Here is a 17688-nt window from a genome sequence, read left to right as displayed (position 1 = left end):
GAAGCACGGATTCCGTAGTTCCGTGCGCCCCCGATTTCACTCGTGAGGCAGATCCAGCACGCCGGGTGGGCGGGTGCCAGTTCGAAGGCTTACGATCCTCTCTCGTGTCCAAACTGACCGACGTGCCCAAACGGATCCTGATCGGGCGCGCACTGCGCAGTGACCGGCTGGGCGAAACGCTCCTGCCGAAGCGCATCGCACTCCCCGTCTTCGCTTCCGACCCGCTGTCCTCCGTCGCCTACGCGCCGGGGGAGGTCCTGCTGGTCCTGTCCATCGCGGGCGTGTCGGCGTACCACTTCAGCCCCTGGATCGCGGTCGCGGTCGTGGTGCTGATGTTCACCGTGGTCGCCTCCTACCGGCAGAACGTGCACGCCTACCCGAGCGGCGGCGGCGACTACGAGGTCGCGACCACCAACCTCGGCCCCAAGGCCGGCCTCACCGTGGCCAGCGCCCTGCTCGTGGACTACGTCCTGACCGTCGCCGTCTCCATCTCCTCCGGCATCGAGAACCTCGGCTCCGCGATCCCCTTCGTGGTCGAGCACAAGGTCTTCTGCGCGGCCGCCGTGATCGTGCTGCTGACGCTCATGAACCTGCGGGGCGTGAAGGAGTCGGGCAAGCTCTTCGCGATCCCGACCTACGTGTTCGTCGGCGGCGTCTTCATCATGATCGCGTGGGGCGCCTTCCGCGGCCTGGTCCTCGGAGACACCATGCGGGCGCCGACCGCCGCCTACCACATCAAGGCCGAGCACCAGGGCCTCGCGGGCTTCGCGCTCGTCTTCCTGCTGCTGCGCGCCTTCTCCTCCGGCTGTGCCGCCCTCACCGGCGTCGAGGCCATCTCCAACGGCGTCCCGGCCTTCCGCAAGCCCAAGTCGAAGAACGCGGCCACGACCCTCGCCATGATGGGCCTGCTGGCCGTCACCATGTTCTGCGGCATCATCGCGCTCGCCATGACCACCAAGGTCCGCATGGCCGAGAGGCCGGCCACCGATCTGCTGCACAACGGCGTCCCGCTCGGCCCCGGCTACGTCCAGAACCCGGTGATCTCCCAGGTCGCCGAGGCGGTCTTCGGCAAGGGCAGCTTCCTGTTCGTCCTCCTCGCCGCCGCCACCGCGCTCGTCCTGTTCCTGGCCGCGAACACGGCGTACAACGGCTTCCCGCTGCTCGGCTCGATCCTCGCCCAGGACCGCTACCTGCCGCGCCAGCTGCACACCCGCGGCGACCGGCTCGCCTTCTCCAACGGCATCGTGCTGCTCGCGGGCGCGGCGATGCTGCTGGTCTTCATCTACGGCGCCGACTCCACCCGCCTGATCCAGCTGTACATCGTCGGCGTGTTCGTCTCCTTCACGCTCAGCCAGACCGGCATGGTCCGGCACTGGAACCGTCACCTGCGGGTAGAGAAGGACCCGGCCAGGCGCAGCCACATGGTCCGCTCCCGCGCGATCAACGCGTTCGGCGCCTTCTTCACCGGCCTGGTGCTCGTCGTCGTGCTGGTCACCAAGTTCACCCACGGCGCCTGGGTGGCGCTGCTCGGCATGTGCATCTTCTACGCGACGATGACCGCGATCCGGAAGCACTACGACCGGGTCGCCGAGGAGATCGCCGCGCCCGAGGGTCCGGCCGACGACATGGTCCGCCCGTCCCGGGTGCACTCGGTGGTGCTGATCTCGAAGATCCACCGTCCGACGCTGCGCGCCCTGGCCTACGCCAAGCTGATGCGCTCGGACACCCTGGAGGCGCTGACCGTCAACGTCGACCCGGCCGAGACCAAGGCGCTGCGCGAGGAGTGGGAGCGGCGCGGGATCGACGTACCGCTCAAGGTCCTGGACTCGCCGTACCGCGAGATCACGCGGCCGATCATCGAGTACGTCAAGGGACTGCGCAAGGAGTCCCCGCGCGACGCGGTCTCCGTGATCATCCCCGAGTACGTGGTCGGCCACTGGTACGAGCACCTGCTGCACAACCAGAGCGCACTGCGGCTCAAGGGGCGCCTGCTGTTCACGCCGGGGATCATGGTGACCTCGGTGCCGTACCAGCTGCAGTCCTCGGAGGCGGCCAAGCTGCGGGCCCGCAGGCGGCAGGAGTGGAACGCGCCGGGCGCGGTCCGGCGGGGCCCGGCCGTGGAGCGGCCGAAGGAGCCGTCGGCCAAGGACTGAGGCGCGATGGGGAGGCCGTAGACTGGTGGGCTGTTGTCGGGCCCGCCGGTGCGGGCCGCCCCCGTTCCCCGATTTCCCGGTCTGGAGTCACCCCACCATGCAGGCAGAACCGACCAAGTCTCTGGTGGGCGAGGAGTACGAGGTCGAAATCGGCCCCGTCGCCCACGGCGGCCACTGCATCGCCCGTACCCCCGGGGGACAGGTGCTCTTCGTCCGGCACGCGCTGCCCGGCGAGCGGGTGGTGGCGAGGGTGACCGAGGGGGAGGAAGGCGCCCGCTTCCTGCGCGCGGACGCCGTACGGGTCCTGGAGGCGTCCAAGGACCGCATCGAGGCCCCCTGCCCCTTCGCCGGCCCCGGCCGCTGCGGCGGCTGCGACTGGCAGCACGCCAAGCCGGGCGCCCAGCGCCGGCTGAAGGCCGACGTCATCGCCGAGCAGCTCCAGCGGCTCGCCGGCCTCACCCCCGAGGAGGCGGGCTGGGACGGCACCGTGGTCCCGGCCGAGGGCGACAAGCTGCCCGCCGGCCAGGTCCCGCAGTGGCGCACCCGCGTCCAGTACGCCGTCGACGCCGAGGGCCACGCCGGTCTGCGCCGGCACCGCTCGCACGAGGTCGAGCGCATCGACCACTGCATGATCGCGGCGGCCGGCGTGAGCGAGCTGGGCATCGAGAAGCGGGACTGGACCGGCATGGATTCGGTCGAGGCCGTCGCGGCGACCGGCTCCCAGGACCGCCAGGTGATTCTCACCCCGCGCCCGGGCGCCCGCCTGCCGCTGGTCGAACTGGACCGGCCGGTGTCGGTCCTGCGGGTCGACGAGAAGTCCGGCGGAGTGCACCGCGTCCACGGCCGTCCCTTCGTCCGCGAACGCGCGGACGGCCGTACGCACCGGGTGGGCAACGGCGGCTTCTGGCAGGTCCACCCGAAGGCGGCGGACACGCTTGTCACCGCCGTCATGCAGGGCCTGCTGCCCCGCAAGGGCGAGACGGCCCTTGACCTGTACTGCGGCGTCGGCCTCTTCGCCGGCGCGCTCGCCGACCGTCTCGGCGAGAAGGGCGCGGTCCTCGGCATCGAGTCCGGCAAGCGGGCGGTCGAGGACGCGCGGCACAACCTGGCCGACTTCCCGCGGGTCCGCGTCGAGCAGGGCAAGGTCGAGTCGGTCCTGCCGCGCACCGGCATCACCGAGGTCGACCTGATCGTCCTCGACCCGCCCCGCGCCGGCGCCGGCCGCGACACGGTCGCCCACCTGTCCTCCCTCGGCGCCCGCCGCATCGCCTACGTCGCCTGCGATCCCGCTGCGCTGGCCCGGGACCTGGGGTACTTCCGGGAGGGCGGCTACCGGGTGCGGACGCTGCGGGCGTTCGATCTGTTTCCGATGACGCATCATGTGGAGTGCGTGGCGATTTTGGAGCCCGCAGCAAAGGGCTCCTGACCTGCCCGTTCCTCTGGAGTGCCGGGTCTCTGCCGGTCCTGCCGACCTGTTTCCACGGGGGCATGACGTGGGGCAGGCAGCATGCCCGACGTACGGGCGTGACCTATGGTCCCGGTCGGTGACGAGGAGATGGACACGTCATTCCGCGCGGGCGTCCATCGCCGCGCTCGGAGGTGGCATGGCGGCGCTGAGGCGGTCCGATGTCGACGGACCGAATGGCGGTTGCGCCCTCGTCTGCTAGCGCAGTTGCGGCTTCCCCCGGTCAAGATGATCGGGGGCGGGGTGCCGTGTCCGTCGGTGATCAGGTGGTGTTGGGAGCCGACTCTGCCCCGGTCGACCGGCGAGGGGCCGGTGAAGCTCCCTTTTCCGAGGAGTCGAGCACGCAGCGGGAGCAGTCCAGCTTCCGTTCCGCGTTCAGCTCGGTCAGCAGCACCTCGTGCGGTTGCTGCCAGCCGGCAACGGCTTCCGGCCCGGATACCGGAACCGGCACCCTCTTCCTCGGTAACAGCGGCTCGATCCGCTCCCACTACTCATCCGACGACCCACGGTGATACCCCCACGCACCCGCAACGGCCAAACCTGCCGCACAGACATGGCCCACGGCACGAACGCAGGGGCGTCTAACGGGCTGAGAGCGACAGGGGCGGGGTCGGCCGTGGACCGGTGGATCCGCCCTCACCACGGCAAGAAGCGGACTTCAGCCACTGGTCCGGGGACCGGCGGGGTACCGCCGCGACGCCGGCTCGGTCAGCGCACTTCGGTGGCCCGATCGGTGTGGCGTCCGGGCTTGGAGGGAGCGACTACCGTCCGCTCCGTGGGCTGGTGATGGTACAAGTGACAGCCGATCAGGTGGTGGCCGCGCGAGTACGGTGGAACGGCCTGCCCGGATGGACTTGGGGGAATTATGACGTTCGAGCAAGAGTGGGCCGGACTGCGCGCGGCGGCGGCCGAACGAACTGCCCTGCGGATCGACAGCGTTCCGGCCGACGGTGGCGGAGGTGGTGGCGTCGGGGAGCTGGTGGTCAATCGGGACGACCTCGGTGCTATCGGCAATGATGCGTACGACCTGCTGGGCCGGCTGGGCAAGGAGGGCGACATCGCCCGTTCTTCCACGTTCGACGCGGCGACGGCACTGACCAATGGAAACTTCGTGAGCGGTTCGGCCGTGCTGAAGGTGCACGATTTCTGGCAGACGCACCTGAAGACGCTGTTGGATGCCTGCGCGCAGATTTCGAACCACCTCGATTACAGCCAGGCCCGGCACGCCGAGGACGAGGCGAAGATCGAGGGAGATCTGATGCGGATTTCCGTGCTTACGGAATACCTGAAATAGGGCTCGGGGGACGCACCACATGCTGAAGTACGAGGACATCATCGACGCCCCGGTGGCGAAGCTGAAGGCCGCCGCCGACGACTGGTCCGAGATGGCGGGGAAGCTGGAAAAGCTCGCCACCGACGCCGCCGACGGGATGAAGGCGAAGGCGGACAGGGCGGCCTGGGAGGGCGTCAACGCAGGGGTCACCAGAGCGTTCATCGGTAAGACAGCCAAGGAGTTCACGGACGCCGCGGCCGAGGCCAGGGGTGTGAAGCTGATCCTGGAAGAGGGTCACGCGGCCATCAAGAAGGCCAAGGACGACCTGGTCAGCATCCGGGACCACGAGGGGCCCGCGGCCGGCATCCGCGTGGACGGCAAGGGCAGGGTCACGGCGCGGAACCCGTTGTCCGAGATCCCCGCGGCGCGGCACGACCCCGACTACAGCGAACTTCTGCAGCAGGAGAGGCGGAACATCGAGTCGTGGCAGAAGAGGATCGACCTCATCGTCGACAACTGCAACGACACCGACCTTGCCCTGAAGAACACCCTCGAGGCCAACGTCACCGACCGTAAGGACTTCGGCGCTCCGACGTACACGAAGCTGGACCAGGAGGAGGCCGCCCGCGCCGCCGCTCTGGCGGCCAAGGGCCGGGACATCACCCACGCCGAACTGCAGCAGCTCAACGAGCTGCTGAAGGACAACAGTTCGTCGGTGGAGTTCTCCAAGGACTTCTACGAGAAGCTCGGCCCCGAGAAGTCGCTCGCGTTCTTCGGCCAGCTCTCCACGGACACGTACGAGTACGGCAAGGTCGACCCGGAGCGCCTCAAGGACGTCCAGGAGCTCCAGAAGAACCTCGGCCTCAACCTGGCCACCGCCTCCCACGACAAGCAATTCACCGATAAGTGGGGCCCGGAGCTTCGGAAGTTGGGTACGGAGCGCATTCCGCTGGCCAAGAACGACTACGGCGGGCCGTTCGGATACCAGCTGCTCGGTGGGATCATGCGGTACGGGAACTACGACGCGAGGTTCCTCAACCCGATCGCCGAACACGTGGCACAGCTCCACGCGAAGGACCCGTACATGTTCGCCGACAACAAGGTGGTGAACAGTCCGTTCAAGAACCCCTTCAACCCCTCCGGCGTGAACGGAGCCGGCTACGACCCGGCCACCGCCATGCTGGAAGCGCTCGGCAACAGTCCCGAAGCGGCGAAGAAGTTCTTCACCGACCCCCCGACCGCGTACAACGAGGACGGCACGGTCAACCACGGCGCCGCGGCCGGTCTCGGCAAGGACAAGGACGGCAAGGCGATCGACAATTACCTCGATTTCTTCAGCAACGAGAAGTGGGAGTCCTTCCCCGACGTCAACTCGCTTGATCAGAAGGAGTCCAAGGCGTCGCTCGACCAGATGCCCGACGCCCTCGGCCACGCCCTGGAGGCAGCGACTCTCGGTTACCCGGCCGGTCACCCGGACGCTGGCATGGTGCGGGACGCGGACAACGCCGCGGTCATGCAGAAGGTCATGGAGAAGTACGGTGCGGATCCGGGTCTGCTCAAGAAGCACCACGAGGCGATGGCCGACAGCCTGGGCGTCATGGGCGCCGGTTACATCGACGACATCAACTGGGCGCTGGACAAGAACGATCCGGACAGCGTGTTCGCGCCGGGCAGGAATCCGGACGGGCACCTCGACTTCGCGGACACCGCGGACGGGAACGGGCGGAGCGTCGTCCGGGGCTTCCTCAGTACCCTGGGCCAGCACCCGGACGCCTACGCGACGGTCTCGACCGCGGAGCAGGTTTACACCCGCAGTGCGCTGGAAGAGACGGTGGGCCCGGACGGAAGGATTCACGAGGGCGCTGCCAGGGCAACCGTGCGCGTGGGTGCCGAGGTGCAGGGCATGCTCGACCAGTCCCGGGCCGACCAGGTGGAGGCGACGAACCTCAAGACCCACGAGGACTACGAGAAGGCGGTCGCCAAGCGGTCGGGCTGGGTCGAGTTCGGGGCCACTGCGGGCATCGCGGCGGGCGTCGCCTTCCTTCCCGCGACCGCGGCCGTGGGAACGGCCGCGGTTCTCATTCCGCTGGCGACCGACACCGCCAGTGGTGCCGCCGAACAGCTCATCGGCCAGATGGTCGGCGACGTCTCCGACAACTCGGTGGATGAGCACAAGGAGAAGATGGAGGACCTCACAAGAGAGGAGAAGACCAAGGTTTACTCCGCTGGTGAAGGCATGGCCGAGGCCCCGATGGAGGAGTTCCTGGAGCGTCGCGGTGTGGGAAGGGACAGCGTTTTCAGTCAGGACCTGCACGAATCGTTGCTGATCGGCTACGGGGTCGGCAACGACCGGGAGAACCAGCAGGGAAACGACCCGGAGACGGGCTGAGGCCGGCAGACGGCCGAGGACACGTGAGGATGCGGACAGTGATCAGTCGTAGGTCGGTACGCGGGGGGCTTTTCCCGGCGGCCGTGGCCGGCTCGTTGTTTCTCGGGGCCACGGGTTGTGGAGGGGGCGGAGACGCGGACGGGACTCCGAAAACTCCGCAGGACTACAAGGTCGTTGCGGGGAGACAACTCTGCGGTGGCGATGCCATGTCCGCTGACGCGTCCAAGGCACTGAAGGTCATCACGGGGTCGTCGCGGTTCGAGGCGTCGGCGGAGAAGTACACCGTGGCGAAGGCCGCGGCGAGCCTTGTCGGAACGTTCCCGGGCTCCACCGTGCCCAAGGACGCCTGCCGTGTCTACACGCCCATCGGTACGCCGGACTTCGAGCTCAGGATCACCTGGGACCTGGCCGACAACGCCCCGACGGGCCCCTCGGCCCCGCAGTTCACCGAGTTGAAGATGGGGGAGCGGGCCGTGGCCGCGGCGGACAAGGCGTACGTCTTCTTCGCGTGCCGGAGCGACAGGCTGTCCGCCTCCTCGGAAGTGGCCCACATCATCGTCGGCGTGGAGCGCGGGGGCATGCCCAAGCCACCCGAGGGCGACGGGGAGACGTTGAAGGACGCCTACGCGACCGTGGCCCATTCCTTCTCGCTGGCCATGGCCAGGGAACTGCGCTGCGAGAAGAACGGCGGGCTCCCCGCGAAGCCCGTGCTGGATCCCGCGTAGCCGCTGACGAAACGCGGAGACGAGCACGATCAGGAGGCCTGCTCTGTCCGGAGGAGGGCCGCCTGCCGTATGCGGTGTGCCGCGGACGAGCGGTGCACGGGCCCCGTCTCCAGGGCACGCCGACCTCGCGCTCGCCCAACGACTTCGACCCGGTCCGCCCCCCGTACCGGGCGGTGAGGAGAAACCTTCCCCGGTGGGGACCCGGTCGGGGTATGCCGTCGGCAGCGAGCTTCCACTCGGCCTCGGGCATGCCGTTGTCCCAGTCGGCCGGAATGGTCACGCTCGCAGTGGTGTGGTGTAGCCGGTCTGGTCGGTGATCCAGGTGGCGGCGTCTACCCGGTCGGCGTCGTTGCCGGTGGTGCAGGGTGCACGCCCACGTCGGCCGCATCCCCCGGCCCACGCCGCGCTGTTGGTCGTACGCCCGGCCGCGCCCCGCGGAGGGCCCGAGACACCGCTCGCTGATTCCCCGGCGGCCCGGAGGGGCGCGCGCTTAGGGTCGGCGCATGCGACTGAGTACTGTGATCCTTCCCGTCCGGCGATGGCACGACGGGGGCCGTGAGCAGTGGGTACGGGCCGAGCGGCTCGGCTTCCACGCCGCGTACACGTACGACCACCTGTCCTGGCGGAGTCTGCGCGACCGCGCCTGGTTCGGGGCGATACCGACCCTGACGGCCGCCGCCGGGGTCACCGAGCGGCTGCGTCTCGGCACCATGGTGACCTCGCCCAATTTCCGGCATCCGGTCACCCTGGCCAAGGAGCTGATCACGCTCGACGACGTCTCCGGCGGCCGGATCACCCTGGGCATCGGCGCCGGCGCCGCCGGGTACGACGCGACCGCGCTCGGCCAGGAGGCGTGGAGCCCGCGCGAACGGGCCGCGCGGTTCGAGGAGTTCGTACCGCTGCTCGACCGGCTCCTCACCGAGGACGCGGTCAGTCACGACGGCGTGCACTACTCGGCCTCCGAGGCCCGCACCATCCCCGGCTGCGTCCAGCGCCCCCGTCTCCCCTTCGCCATCGCGGCGGCGGGCCCCCGGGCGCTGCGGGTCGTCGCCCGCCACGGTCAGGCGTGGGTGACGATCGGCGACATCAGGCTCTGGCAGACCGGGACGCCCGAGCAGTCGATGGAGGCGATCCGCGAGCAGTCGGCCCGGCTCGACGACGCCTGCGCGGCGGAGGGCAGGGACCCGGCCGGGCTGGAGAGGGTCCTGCTCACGGGGCTTACCCCGGACCGGCCGCTGGCCTCCCTCGACGCGTTCGTGGACTTCGCCGGGAAGTACGAGGCGCTCGGCTTCACCGAGATCGTCGTCCACGCGCCCGTACCGGACTCGATGTTCGACACCTCGGAGGAGGTCTTCGAGCGGATCGCGACGGAGGGGCTCGCTCAACTCAGCGGTAACTAGGGATTCCGGGGGCTGGCACGAACGTGCTTGGCCGGGTGTGGCCAGCGCCGCAACGTCCGAGGTGGGCCGGGGGTGCCTCCCGTGCACGGGAGGCCCCATCCGGCCTGGCCTGTTGGTGCAACGCGGCATCTACTGACAGTGACATGGCGGCGAGCCAGTATTTCTTACGAGCGCCACAGCGGCCGGTTCATCCGATACGGCCCTCGTCACCGCTGGTTCCCGATTCCCCGAAGGAATAACGTGAAGAATTCCCGGCTTTCCGTCGCCCGTTTTGTCGTCGCCGCCGCGGCGGTCGCCGCCGTAGCCGTCCCGGTCGCCGGCGTCGCCGGCGGCACCGGCCGCGCCGACGCCGCGGTGACCGTCACCACCGACGGCCCGGCTTCCGACGCGAGCGTCACCGAGAGCCCGGAGCCCGGCTTCGGCTGGGGCTGATCGGTACCCCGCCACCGAGCGAAGCACGTCCATGTATGCCGCCGTCGTCGTGTTGAAAGCCGGCGCCGACCAGGTCAAAGCCCCCGTCGACAGCGCCTCGCTGACCGACGCGTTCTGGGCGCACGCGCAAGAGGGCGACGGCATGGAGCACGTACGGATCGCGGACCGCGCCGACGGCTTCTCGGTGGTGCTCTTCATGCACGGGGGAGACCAGACCGAGGTGGCCACATCCGCGCTCGCCCTGTGCTGGCGCCTGGTGATGGTCATGCCGCCCCTGGCGGGCTGGTATGTCGATTCCTGTGTCGTGCGCGGCGCCTGGCGATAACGGCGGCCACACGGATGCGGAATTCCGTCGACTCCGACCGGGTCGGCGCCGCAGCAGAATTGCCCGGAGGAAGAGTGAGCATCTCCCTGAATCTGCCGGAATCCCTTTCTCTCGACGTCCTCGACCCGGACGCCGACGACGCGCCGACGGTCTGCCTCCCCGTCCGCGCGCTGCGGTTCGGGGACTCGCCGCGCGGTGGCGGGCTGAACGACGCGCACTGCCGCATGCTGGCCGCCGCCGGGGACACCCTGCCCCCGGTCGTCGTGCACAGCCGCACCATGCGCGTCGTGGACGGCAACCACCGGGTGCGGGCCGCCGTGCTCCGCGGCCGGCAGGAGATCACGGCCCGGATGTTCGAGGGCACGGCCGACGAGGCGTTCGTGCTGGCCGTGCGGCTGAACACCCTGCACGGCCGCGGCCTGCTCCTGTCGCGTACCGACCGCACCGCCGCGGCGGCGCGCCTGGTCACCACCCACCCGCACTGGTCCAACCGCATGATCGCCTCGCTGACCGGCCTGTCGGCGGGCACCATCGGCCGCATCCGGGGCCAGCTGACCGCCGAGTCCGGCGGCGCGGTCGTACGGGTCGGCAAGGACGGGCGGGCGCGGCCCGTGGACGGCTCCAGCGGCCGGATGAAGGTCTACGAGCTGCTGATGAGCGATCCGACCGCGTCCATCCGCGACATCGCGCAGCGTGTCGGCGTCTCCCCGTCGACCGTGCACGACGTCCGCAAGCGCGTCCTGGCGGGGGAGGAGCCGGTCTCCCGGCGCCGCCGGGCGCAGGCCGAGGACGAGACCGAGCAGGACCGCACCGCTCCGCCGCGCCCGCAGCCCGAGCCGGAACGGGAGGCGCCCGCCGATCCGGCGGCGATCATCGCGGCGCTCACCAAGGACCCGTCCCTGCGCTACAACAACATCGGCCGGCGGCTGATCCGCTGGCTCGACGGGTGCCGGCGCGGCGTGGCCGAGTGCCCGGAGATCGCCGAGCGGGTGCCCTCCCACAACATCGACCCGGTGGCGGCGCTCGCCCGCGAGTACGCCCACGCGTGGCTCGACTTCGCCACCGCGCTGGAAGAGCGCAACCGCGACGCCTGCTGACCCGCCGTCCTGCAGGCGCACGTCCGCGGCGGCCATTCACCATCCCGTGACCGGTCCGACAGGCCGCCGGGGTGCATTCTCGGAAGGGTATTCCATGGCTGACATGACCGAGGTATTCGCCGAAATAGAGGACATCAGGGCGAGCCTCCCCGAACGACAGTTCCTGCGGGACGAGACCGAACTCAAGGAACTCTCCCGTCAGCTCGGTTCCAGCCGTGCGCTGCGCGGTGTGCCGGCGGTCGAGGCGTTCATCGAGGACCTCGCCGTCTTCGAGCCGGGAAAGCGTCTGGAGGCGACGAAGGAACACATCAACAACCGGCGCGACAACGTCATCTTCTCGCTCTTCGACGCCTCGTACTTCCCGCGTCTGAACCTCGACTGCCTCACGTACGACACGCTGCCGACCGACCCGTATCTGGCCGAGCGTTACGCCAGCAACACCATGCCCGTGAACATCACGGGAAAGACCACCGGATTCGGCTCCCGGGTCGTCGTGGCGCTGTTCCCGGAGAACCACATCGACGGCATCCAGAAGCCGGACGACCAAATCTTCTACTTCATCGACAAGTTCCTGGAGCGGCACAACAGGATCACCCGTCTCCTCATCGACGAGGTGATGGAGCCGGGCAGCTTCCCGCTGATCCAGGGCGCCTCCGACCGGAAGGTCGAGCAGGCCTCGTCCTGGTGGGTCCGCCTGCACGAGTACCACCACCGCCAGGGCGACATGCCGATCCCGGAGTACCTCGCGGCGAAGAAGCTGAAGCCGCTGGCCGGCCTGGAGGAACTGCGCGTCGACGTCTCCGGCATGCTCGTCTGCCTGCACGACACGAAACTGCCGCGCCAGGAGGCGCGGGCCGCGTACGAGTTCATCCTCGCCGAGCGTCTGCTGCGCTACGCGGTGGAGGGCATTCCGCGCCCGAACTACGACGCGGTCGCCTCCCAGTTGCTCTTCAACTACCTCGAGGGGAACGGCGGAATCGGTCTCGTCGACGGCCGCATCCGGCTCACCGAGAAGCTGCCCGACGTACTGCGCGATTTCCTCACGGAGATCGAGCGGATCGAATCCGGTATCCACCAGGACCCGGTCGACGTCGTGAAGCAGCGCCTTCTCGACTTCACCAACCGGTACACCGACTACGACACCGAGTCGCGCGACTACCGGCACATTCCCTACTTCGCCGAGGTCAAGACCCGACTCGGCGTCTGACGACGTCACCGGGCCGGGGTGTTCGACCGTGCAGCACAGTCGATCACGCCGGCCGATCAGTGCGGGCATCATCAGGAAATCGCCCTGCGTAAGAGCCGACTGTTCTAGAGGAGTAGTTGTGAGAAACGAAGGCGCGGCCCCCGAGGGCGAGGACCTGGTGGGAACGACCGCGGAACGCCCCTACGACCTCCTGGGCATAGGATTCGGCCCCTCCAATCTGGCTCTCGCCGTGTGCGCGCGCGAGCAGAGGCTGCCTCTGTCCTGCCTGTTCGTCGAGCGCCGCGAGGGTGTCGCCTGGCATCCCGGCATGCTCATCGACGGCGCCCGGATGCAGATCTCGTTCCTCAAGGACCTGGTGTCGCTGCGGAACCCGGCCAGCCCCTACTCGTTCCTCCAGTACACCAAGGCGAAGGGGCGGCTGGAGCGGTTCGTCAACCTCAACGAGTTCCGGCCGACCCGGATCGAGTACGACGACTACCTCAAGTGGGTCGCCGAGGACTTCGCCGACCAGGTCCGCTTCGGTACGCGGGTGCACCGCGTGACGCCGGTGACGGCCGGCGGCGGCACCCTGTCGCTCTTCCGCGTCGAGACCGAGGAGGTCGCCACCGGCCGGCGCACCACCCACTACGCCCGCAACGTCGTCCACGCGGGCGGCGGGCGAGCGGGCCGGCCGGACGGTGTCGCCGACGTCTCCGCCGTCATTCACTCCAGCGAGTTCCTGACCCGCTTCCCGGAGCGGTTCAAGGACCACGACGCGCCGTACCGGTTCGTGATCGCCGGTGGCGGCCAGAGCGCGGGCGAGATCGCCGAGTACCTCCTCCACCACTACGACCGGGCCGAGATCCACCTCGTCGTCTCCGGGTACAGCCTCCAGCCGACCGACAACAGCCCCTTCGTCAACGAGCAGTTCTACTCCGGCGGCGCCGACTCCTTCTACCGGATGGCGCCCGAGCACCGCGCGGTCGTCGCCGCCCAGCTGCGCGACGCCAACTACGGCGTGGTCCGCGAGGACCTGCTGGAGCGACTCTTCAACACCGACTACCTCGACGAGGTCAAGGGCCGCCGCCGGCTGCACATCCACTCCTTCTCCCGGCTCGGCGAGGTCCGCGAGGACGGCGACGGGCTGGCCGCGACCCTCCACGGGCGGCTGGAGGAGCGCCCGGACGAGGTGCTGGCCTGCGACGGCGTGGTCCTGGCGACCGGCTACGACCGCTCGCTCGATCCGGGAATCTTCGCGGACGTGCTGCCCCACCTCGTCGCGGAGGAGGCCGGCACCGGTGTCTCCCTCACGCGCAGCTACCGCGCCCGTACCGGCTCCGGGCTGCGGGCCGGGCTGTACCTCCAGGGCTTCGGCGAGGCGCAGTTCGGCCTCGGTGACACGCTGCTGTCACTGCTGCCGTTCCGCTCCAAGGAGATCGTGGACGACATCGCCGACCGGGTACCGGCCCCGGCGGGCATCGGCGGCTGCCCGGTGATGTCGCCGGGCGCGTCCGGCCGCCCGGCCGTCTCCGCCCCGGCCGGGGTGTCCGGTACCGCCGTGTACCCGCCGAACTGGTACCTGGAGCACGACCGGGAGAAGCTCTACGCCCTGATGGAGCGGTTCCGCTTCGCCACGCTGATCTCGGCGCGCTCCGGCGACGAGCCGTTCGCCACCCACCTGCCGCTGATCCTCGACCGGTCCCGTGGCACCAAGGGCGTCCTGTTCGGGCACCTGGACCGGGCGAACGAGCACGCCTCGCTCGTCGACGGCCGCCGCATGCTCGCCGTCTTCCACGGCCCCAACGCCTACATGCCGCCCGCCCTCTTCGCGAGCGACCCGCTGCCCACGTGGAACTCGATGTCCGTCCACGTGCGCGGCCGGGTCCGGGTCGTCGAGGACCGGGACACGCTGGTGCGCGGTCTGATCGGGATCGCGGAGCACTCCGAGCCCGACAACCGGCTGCGCGGCGACGACCCGCGCATCGACCGCATCATCGGCGGCATCGTCGGCTTCGAGTTCGAGATCGACGAGATCGTGGGCCGCTTCAAGCTGTCGCAGGACCGCGACGAGACCGACCGCCGGCACGCCGCCGTGGCCCTGGCCCGCGCGACCGAACGCGGCGAACGGGACTTCATCGAGTACGCGGTGGGGCTCAGCCTGATCACCGAGGACGCCCCCCGGGACCTGGCCGACCGGCCCCTCCTCCCCATCGCCATTGGAGGCATTCATGAGTGACACGACACTGACCCAGGAGCGTTACCTCGTGGTCCGCAACCACGAGGAGCAGTACTCGGTCTGGCGCGCCGACCGCGAGCTGCCGCAGGGCTGGGAGCCCGTCGGCGAGGCCGCCGCGAAGGAGGAGTGCCTGAGCCGGATCGAGGAGCTGTGGACCGACATGCGCCCGCTCAGCCTCCGGACCTTCATGGAGGGGGAACGATGAGCGGGACGGAGCTCCGGGACGTCTCCACCAACGCCTCGCCGATCTTCACCCTCTTCGACGCCGAGACGGTCGACGAGCTGACCCGGGACCACATCCTGCGGCTGGCCGTCGGGGTGCTCGGCGCGGTACGGATCCGCGGCTTCTCCTCCGAGGAGGAGTGCGCCGACATCATGGAGGGCCTGGACCACCGCGAGTTCGGGGCCTACGACGAGAACCTGATCTTCCCGCCCATCGCCAAGATCGGCCCTGCCGCGTACGACTTCTACGGCGCGCACACGCTGACCGACGAGTACTGGAAGATCGCGGACGAGGCGCGCGGCCTGCGCGGGAGGTTGCACCACGGCTCGGACCCGATGGACCTGGCCGTGGAGCGGGTGAGCCGCGCCTGGGACGACGAGGTCGTGCCCGCCCGGTCCGGGGGCCGGGACATGTTCGCGGGGATGATCCGGGAGATCCCGAACGGCGCCAAGCTCCATTTCGACGAGGTCGTCCGGGAGTTCCCGGGCATCCTGGACGAGACCCCGGCCAGTTTCCTCACCCTCAACTGGTACCTCTCCATGCCCGAGCAGGGCGGTGAGACCCGTGTCTACCGGCGCCGCTGGCGGCCGGCCGACGAGCCCTTCCGCGACGGCTACGGCTATGACGAGAAGGTGGTCGAGGACGAGCCGGTGGCGGTGGTCCGCCCGCGCACCGGCGACGCGGTGATCTTCGACTCGCGCAACCTCCACGCGGTGAACGAGATCGGTGGCGAGGGCCGCCGGGTCAGTCTCTCCTTCTTCCTGGGCGTGACCGGGCGCGGCCCGCTCCAGGTCTGGTCCTGAAACACCCCTACCCATGAGCAGAGTGATCACATGCGACTCAGCCAAGAGCAGGTGCGGCAATTCCGGACTCAGGGCTACCTGATCCTCGACCGGTTGTTCGGCCCGGAGGAGGCCGAGGCCCTTCAGGACGCCTTCCAGCGCGACTCCCTCATACCCGGTGACCATCGTGTGGCCGAGCAGGACGGCGGCGAGGTGCGCGCCGTCTACGCCTCCCACACCCGACAGCACGAGTTCGCCGCCCTGATCCGCACCCCGAGGGTCCTCGGCCCGGTGCGCCAGCTCCTCGGCGGCGAGGCGTACATCTACCAGTTCAAGATCAACGCGAAGGCGCCCTTCTCCGGCGCCGGGTGGTCCTGGCACCAGGACTTCGCCGCCTGGCAGATGGCCGACCAGCTGCGCCTGCCCCGGCTCGTCAACGTCGGCGTCTTCCTCGACGAGGTCAACGAGTTCAACGGGCCGGTGATCTTCTGCCCGGGCTCGCACCGCGACGGGCTGGTGAAGAGGGGCCGGGCGGCTGGCCCGACCGCCTCCGAGCAGCACGTCGACCCGGAGGACATCGCCCTCACCCCGGCGGACATGACCGGGCTCGTGGAGCGCCACGGCCTGGTCAGCGCCAAGGGCGCCGCCGGCACCGTCGTCCTGTTCGACCCCGAGATCGTGCACGGCTCCGCGCCCAACATGGCGCCCTTCCGGCGGCGGCTGCTGATCGTGACGTACAACGACGTCACCAACGTGCCGCAGCCGGTCGGCGAGCCCCGCCCCGAGTACGTCGTCGGCCGCGACACCGCCCCGCTGGAGCTCACCGACCAGGAGGAGATCGTCCCGGCCCTGGAGGTGATGGTATGAGCGTCGGACGCGCCGTCGTCCTGACGGAGTTCGGCCGCCCGCTGGAACTGAGGAAGTTCCCGGTCCCGCCGGCGCCGGAGGGCGGCATGATCGTCGCCAGCAGGTACGGCGGGGTCTGCGGCACCGACCTCCACCTCCAGCAGGGCCACCTGGAGGTCCCCACGCCGCTGGTCCTCGGTCACGAGGGCCTCGGCACCGTCCACGAACTCGGCGCCCGCGCCGGCACCGACGTCCACGGCACGCCGCTGCGCCCCGGCGACACGGTGATGTGGGCGTCCTCGATCGCCTGCGGCAGCTGTGTGCCCTGCCGGATCCACCGCGAGCCCACGCTGTGCGAGTACCGCCGCACCTACGGCGTGAACCGGCCCACGGACCAGGAGCCGGGCCTGTCGGGCTCCTGGGCCGAGTACATCTGCCTGCGGCCCGGCACGACCGTGGTGAAGGTCCCGGACGGCGTCGACCCGGTGGCCGCGATGTCCTTCGCCTGCGCGGGCCCCACCATGGTCCACGCCCTCTACGAGCGGCGCCCGGTCCGCGTCGGCGAGACCGTCGTCGTCCAGGGCAGCGGCCCCGTCGGCCTGGCCGCCGCCGCCCTCGCCCAGCTCTCCGGCGCCGCGCGGGTGATCCTCGTCGGCGGCCCCGACAAGCGGCTCGCCACCGCCGCCGAGGCGCGCGTCGGCGACCACCACGTGAACATCGTTCAGGCCGCCGATCCCTCCGCCGCACTCGCCGAGGTCATGGAACTGACCGGTGGCCGGGGCGCGGACCTGGTGATCGAGGCCACCGGCGCCCCGGCCGCGATCGACCAGGGCCTGCGCCTGGCCCGGCGCGGCGGCTCCTACCTGGTGGTCGGCCAGTACACCGACAGCGGGGACACGACGATCAACCCGCACCAGATCGTCCACCGCCAGCTGGACGTGGTCGGCTCCTGGGCGTTCACCGGCGCCCACCTCGTGCAGTACGTCGCGCTGCTGCCCGCGCTGGTACGGCGCTTCGACCTGGCGCGCCTGGTGACCAGCTATCCCCTGGAGGACCACGGCAGGGCGCTGGCGGACGTCGCCGCCGGAGCCGTGATGAAGGCCGTCCTCGTCAGCTGAGCCGGCCGGGCCGGACCGCACCCACCCCACGCAGCCCA

General features: G+C 69.9%; 15 protein-coding genes and 1 pseudogene. 15 read left to right on the top strand and 1 reads right to left on the bottom strand.

Features of this window, described 5'->3' with window-relative positions:
- Positions 1 to 104 precede the first annotated feature (104 nt).
- Positions 105 to 2153, top strand: coding sequence for an APC family permease (locus AB0946_RS29095; RefSeq protein WP_366763637.1), 2049 nt, complete (start codon positions 105 to 107; stop codon positions 2151 to 2153).
- A gap of 97 nt (positions 2154 to 2250) precedes the next feature.
- Positions 2251 to 3579, top strand: a complete 1329-nt coding sequence (locus AB0946_RS29090) for a TRAM domain-containing protein (RefSeq protein ID WP_171152116.1) — start codon at positions 2251 to 2253, stop codon at positions 3577 to 3579.
- A gap of 245 nt (positions 3580 to 3824) precedes the next feature.
- Here the strand turns inward: AB0946_RS29090 and AB0946_RS29085 are convergent.
- Positions 3825 to 4117 (bottom strand): annotated as a pseudogene (locus AB0946_RS29085) (IS5/IS1182 family transposase); the annotation flags it as partial.
- A 366-nt stretch (positions 4118 to 4483) separates the two neighbouring features.
- On the opposite strand from AB0946_RS29085, the gene AB0946_RS29080 reads away from it, so the two are divergent.
- The 13 genes from AB0946_RS29080 to AB0946_RS29020 all read left to right on the top strand — a co-directional run bounded on the left by AB0946_RS29080 (position 4484) and on the right by AB0946_RS29020 (position 17650).
- A complete protein-coding gene (locus AB0946_RS29080) occupies positions 4484 to 4912 on the top strand; it encodes a hypothetical protein (protein ID WP_366763636.1) in 429 nt (142 codons plus the stop codon).
- A gap of 19 nt (positions 4913 to 4931) precedes the next feature.
- Entirely contained in the window at positions 4932 to 7280 is a 2349-nt protein-coding gene (locus tag AB0946_RS29075) for a hypothetical protein (protein ID WP_366763635.1), read from the top strand.
- Between the two features lie 206 nt (positions 7281 to 7486).
- Positions 7487 to 8005, top strand: coding sequence for a hypothetical protein (locus AB0946_RS29070; protein WP_171152111.1), 519 nt, complete (start codon positions 7487 to 7489; stop codon positions 8003 to 8005).
- 503 nt (positions 8006 to 8508) lie between these two features.
- Positions 8509 to 9405 (top strand): LLM class flavin-dependent oxidoreductase, encoded by an 897-nt coding sequence (locus AB0946_RS29065; protein WP_366763634.1) that lies wholly within the window; start codon positions 8509 to 8511, stop codon positions 9403 to 9405.
- A 240-nt stretch (positions 9406 to 9645) separates the two neighbouring features.
- The gene (locus tag AB0946_RS29060; RefSeq protein ID WP_366763633.1) at positions 9646 to 9837 is read left to right on the top strand and encodes a hypothetical protein; all 192 of its coding nucleotides are present in this window, start codon (positions 9646 to 9648) and stop codon (positions 9835 to 9837) included.
- Positions 9838 to 9868: 31 nt separating this feature from the next.
- A complete protein-coding gene (locus AB0946_RS29055; RefSeq protein ID WP_366763632.1) occupies positions 9869 to 10162 on the top strand; it encodes a hypothetical protein in 294 nt (97 codons plus the stop codon).
- A 74-nt stretch (positions 10163 to 10236) separates the two neighbouring features.
- Complete coding sequence (locus AB0946_RS29050; RefSeq protein ID WP_366763631.1) at positions 10237 to 11259, top strand: AsnC family transcriptional regulator; 1023 nt, start codon at positions 10237 to 10239, stop codon at positions 11257 to 11259.
- 103 nt (positions 11260 to 11362) lie between these two features.
- A complete protein-coding gene (locus AB0946_RS29045) occupies positions 11363 to 12466 on the top strand; it encodes a DUF6421 family protein (protein WP_366763630.1) in 1104 nt (367 codons plus the stop codon).
- A gap of 118 nt (positions 12467 to 12584) precedes the next feature.
- Positions 12585 to 14681, top strand: a complete 2097-nt coding sequence (locus AB0946_RS29040; protein WP_366763629.1) for a SidA/IucD/PvdA family monooxygenase — start codon at positions 12585 to 12587, stop codon at positions 14679 to 14681.
- Positions 14674 to 14886, top strand: coding sequence for an MbtH family NRPS accessory protein (locus tag AB0946_RS29035; protein WP_366763628.1), 213 nt, complete (start codon positions 14674 to 14676; stop codon positions 14884 to 14886). Before AB0946_RS29040 ends, AB0946_RS29035 begins: the two co-directional genes overlap by 8 nt.
- Positions 14883 to 15707, top strand: coding sequence for a putative 2OG-Fe(II) oxygenase (locus AB0946_RS29030; protein ID WP_366763627.1), 825 nt, complete (start codon positions 14883 to 14885; stop codon positions 15705 to 15707). Before AB0946_RS29035 ends, AB0946_RS29030 begins: the two co-directional genes overlap by 4 nt.
- 30 nt (positions 15708 to 15737) lie before the next feature.
- A complete protein-coding gene (locus AB0946_RS29025) occupies positions 15738 to 16553 on the top strand; it encodes a phytanoyl-CoA dioxygenase family protein (protein WP_366763626.1) in 816 nt (271 codons plus the stop codon).
- Complete coding sequence (locus tag AB0946_RS29020; RefSeq protein WP_366763625.1) at positions 16550 to 17650, top strand: zinc-binding dehydrogenase; 1101 nt, start codon at positions 16550 to 16552, stop codon at positions 17648 to 17650. Before AB0946_RS29025 ends, AB0946_RS29020 begins: the two co-directional genes overlap by 4 nt.
- Positions 17651 to 17688: the final 38 nt, after the last annotated feature.

Origin of the sequence: Streptomyces sp. NPDC046870 (assembly GCF_040704595.1) — a bacterium.
Classification (GTDB): Bacteria; Actinomycetota; Actinomycetes; order Streptomycetales; family Streptomycetaceae; genus Streptomyces; species Streptomyces argyrophylli.
This window is presented reverse-complemented; position numbering and strand designations above follow the sequence as displayed.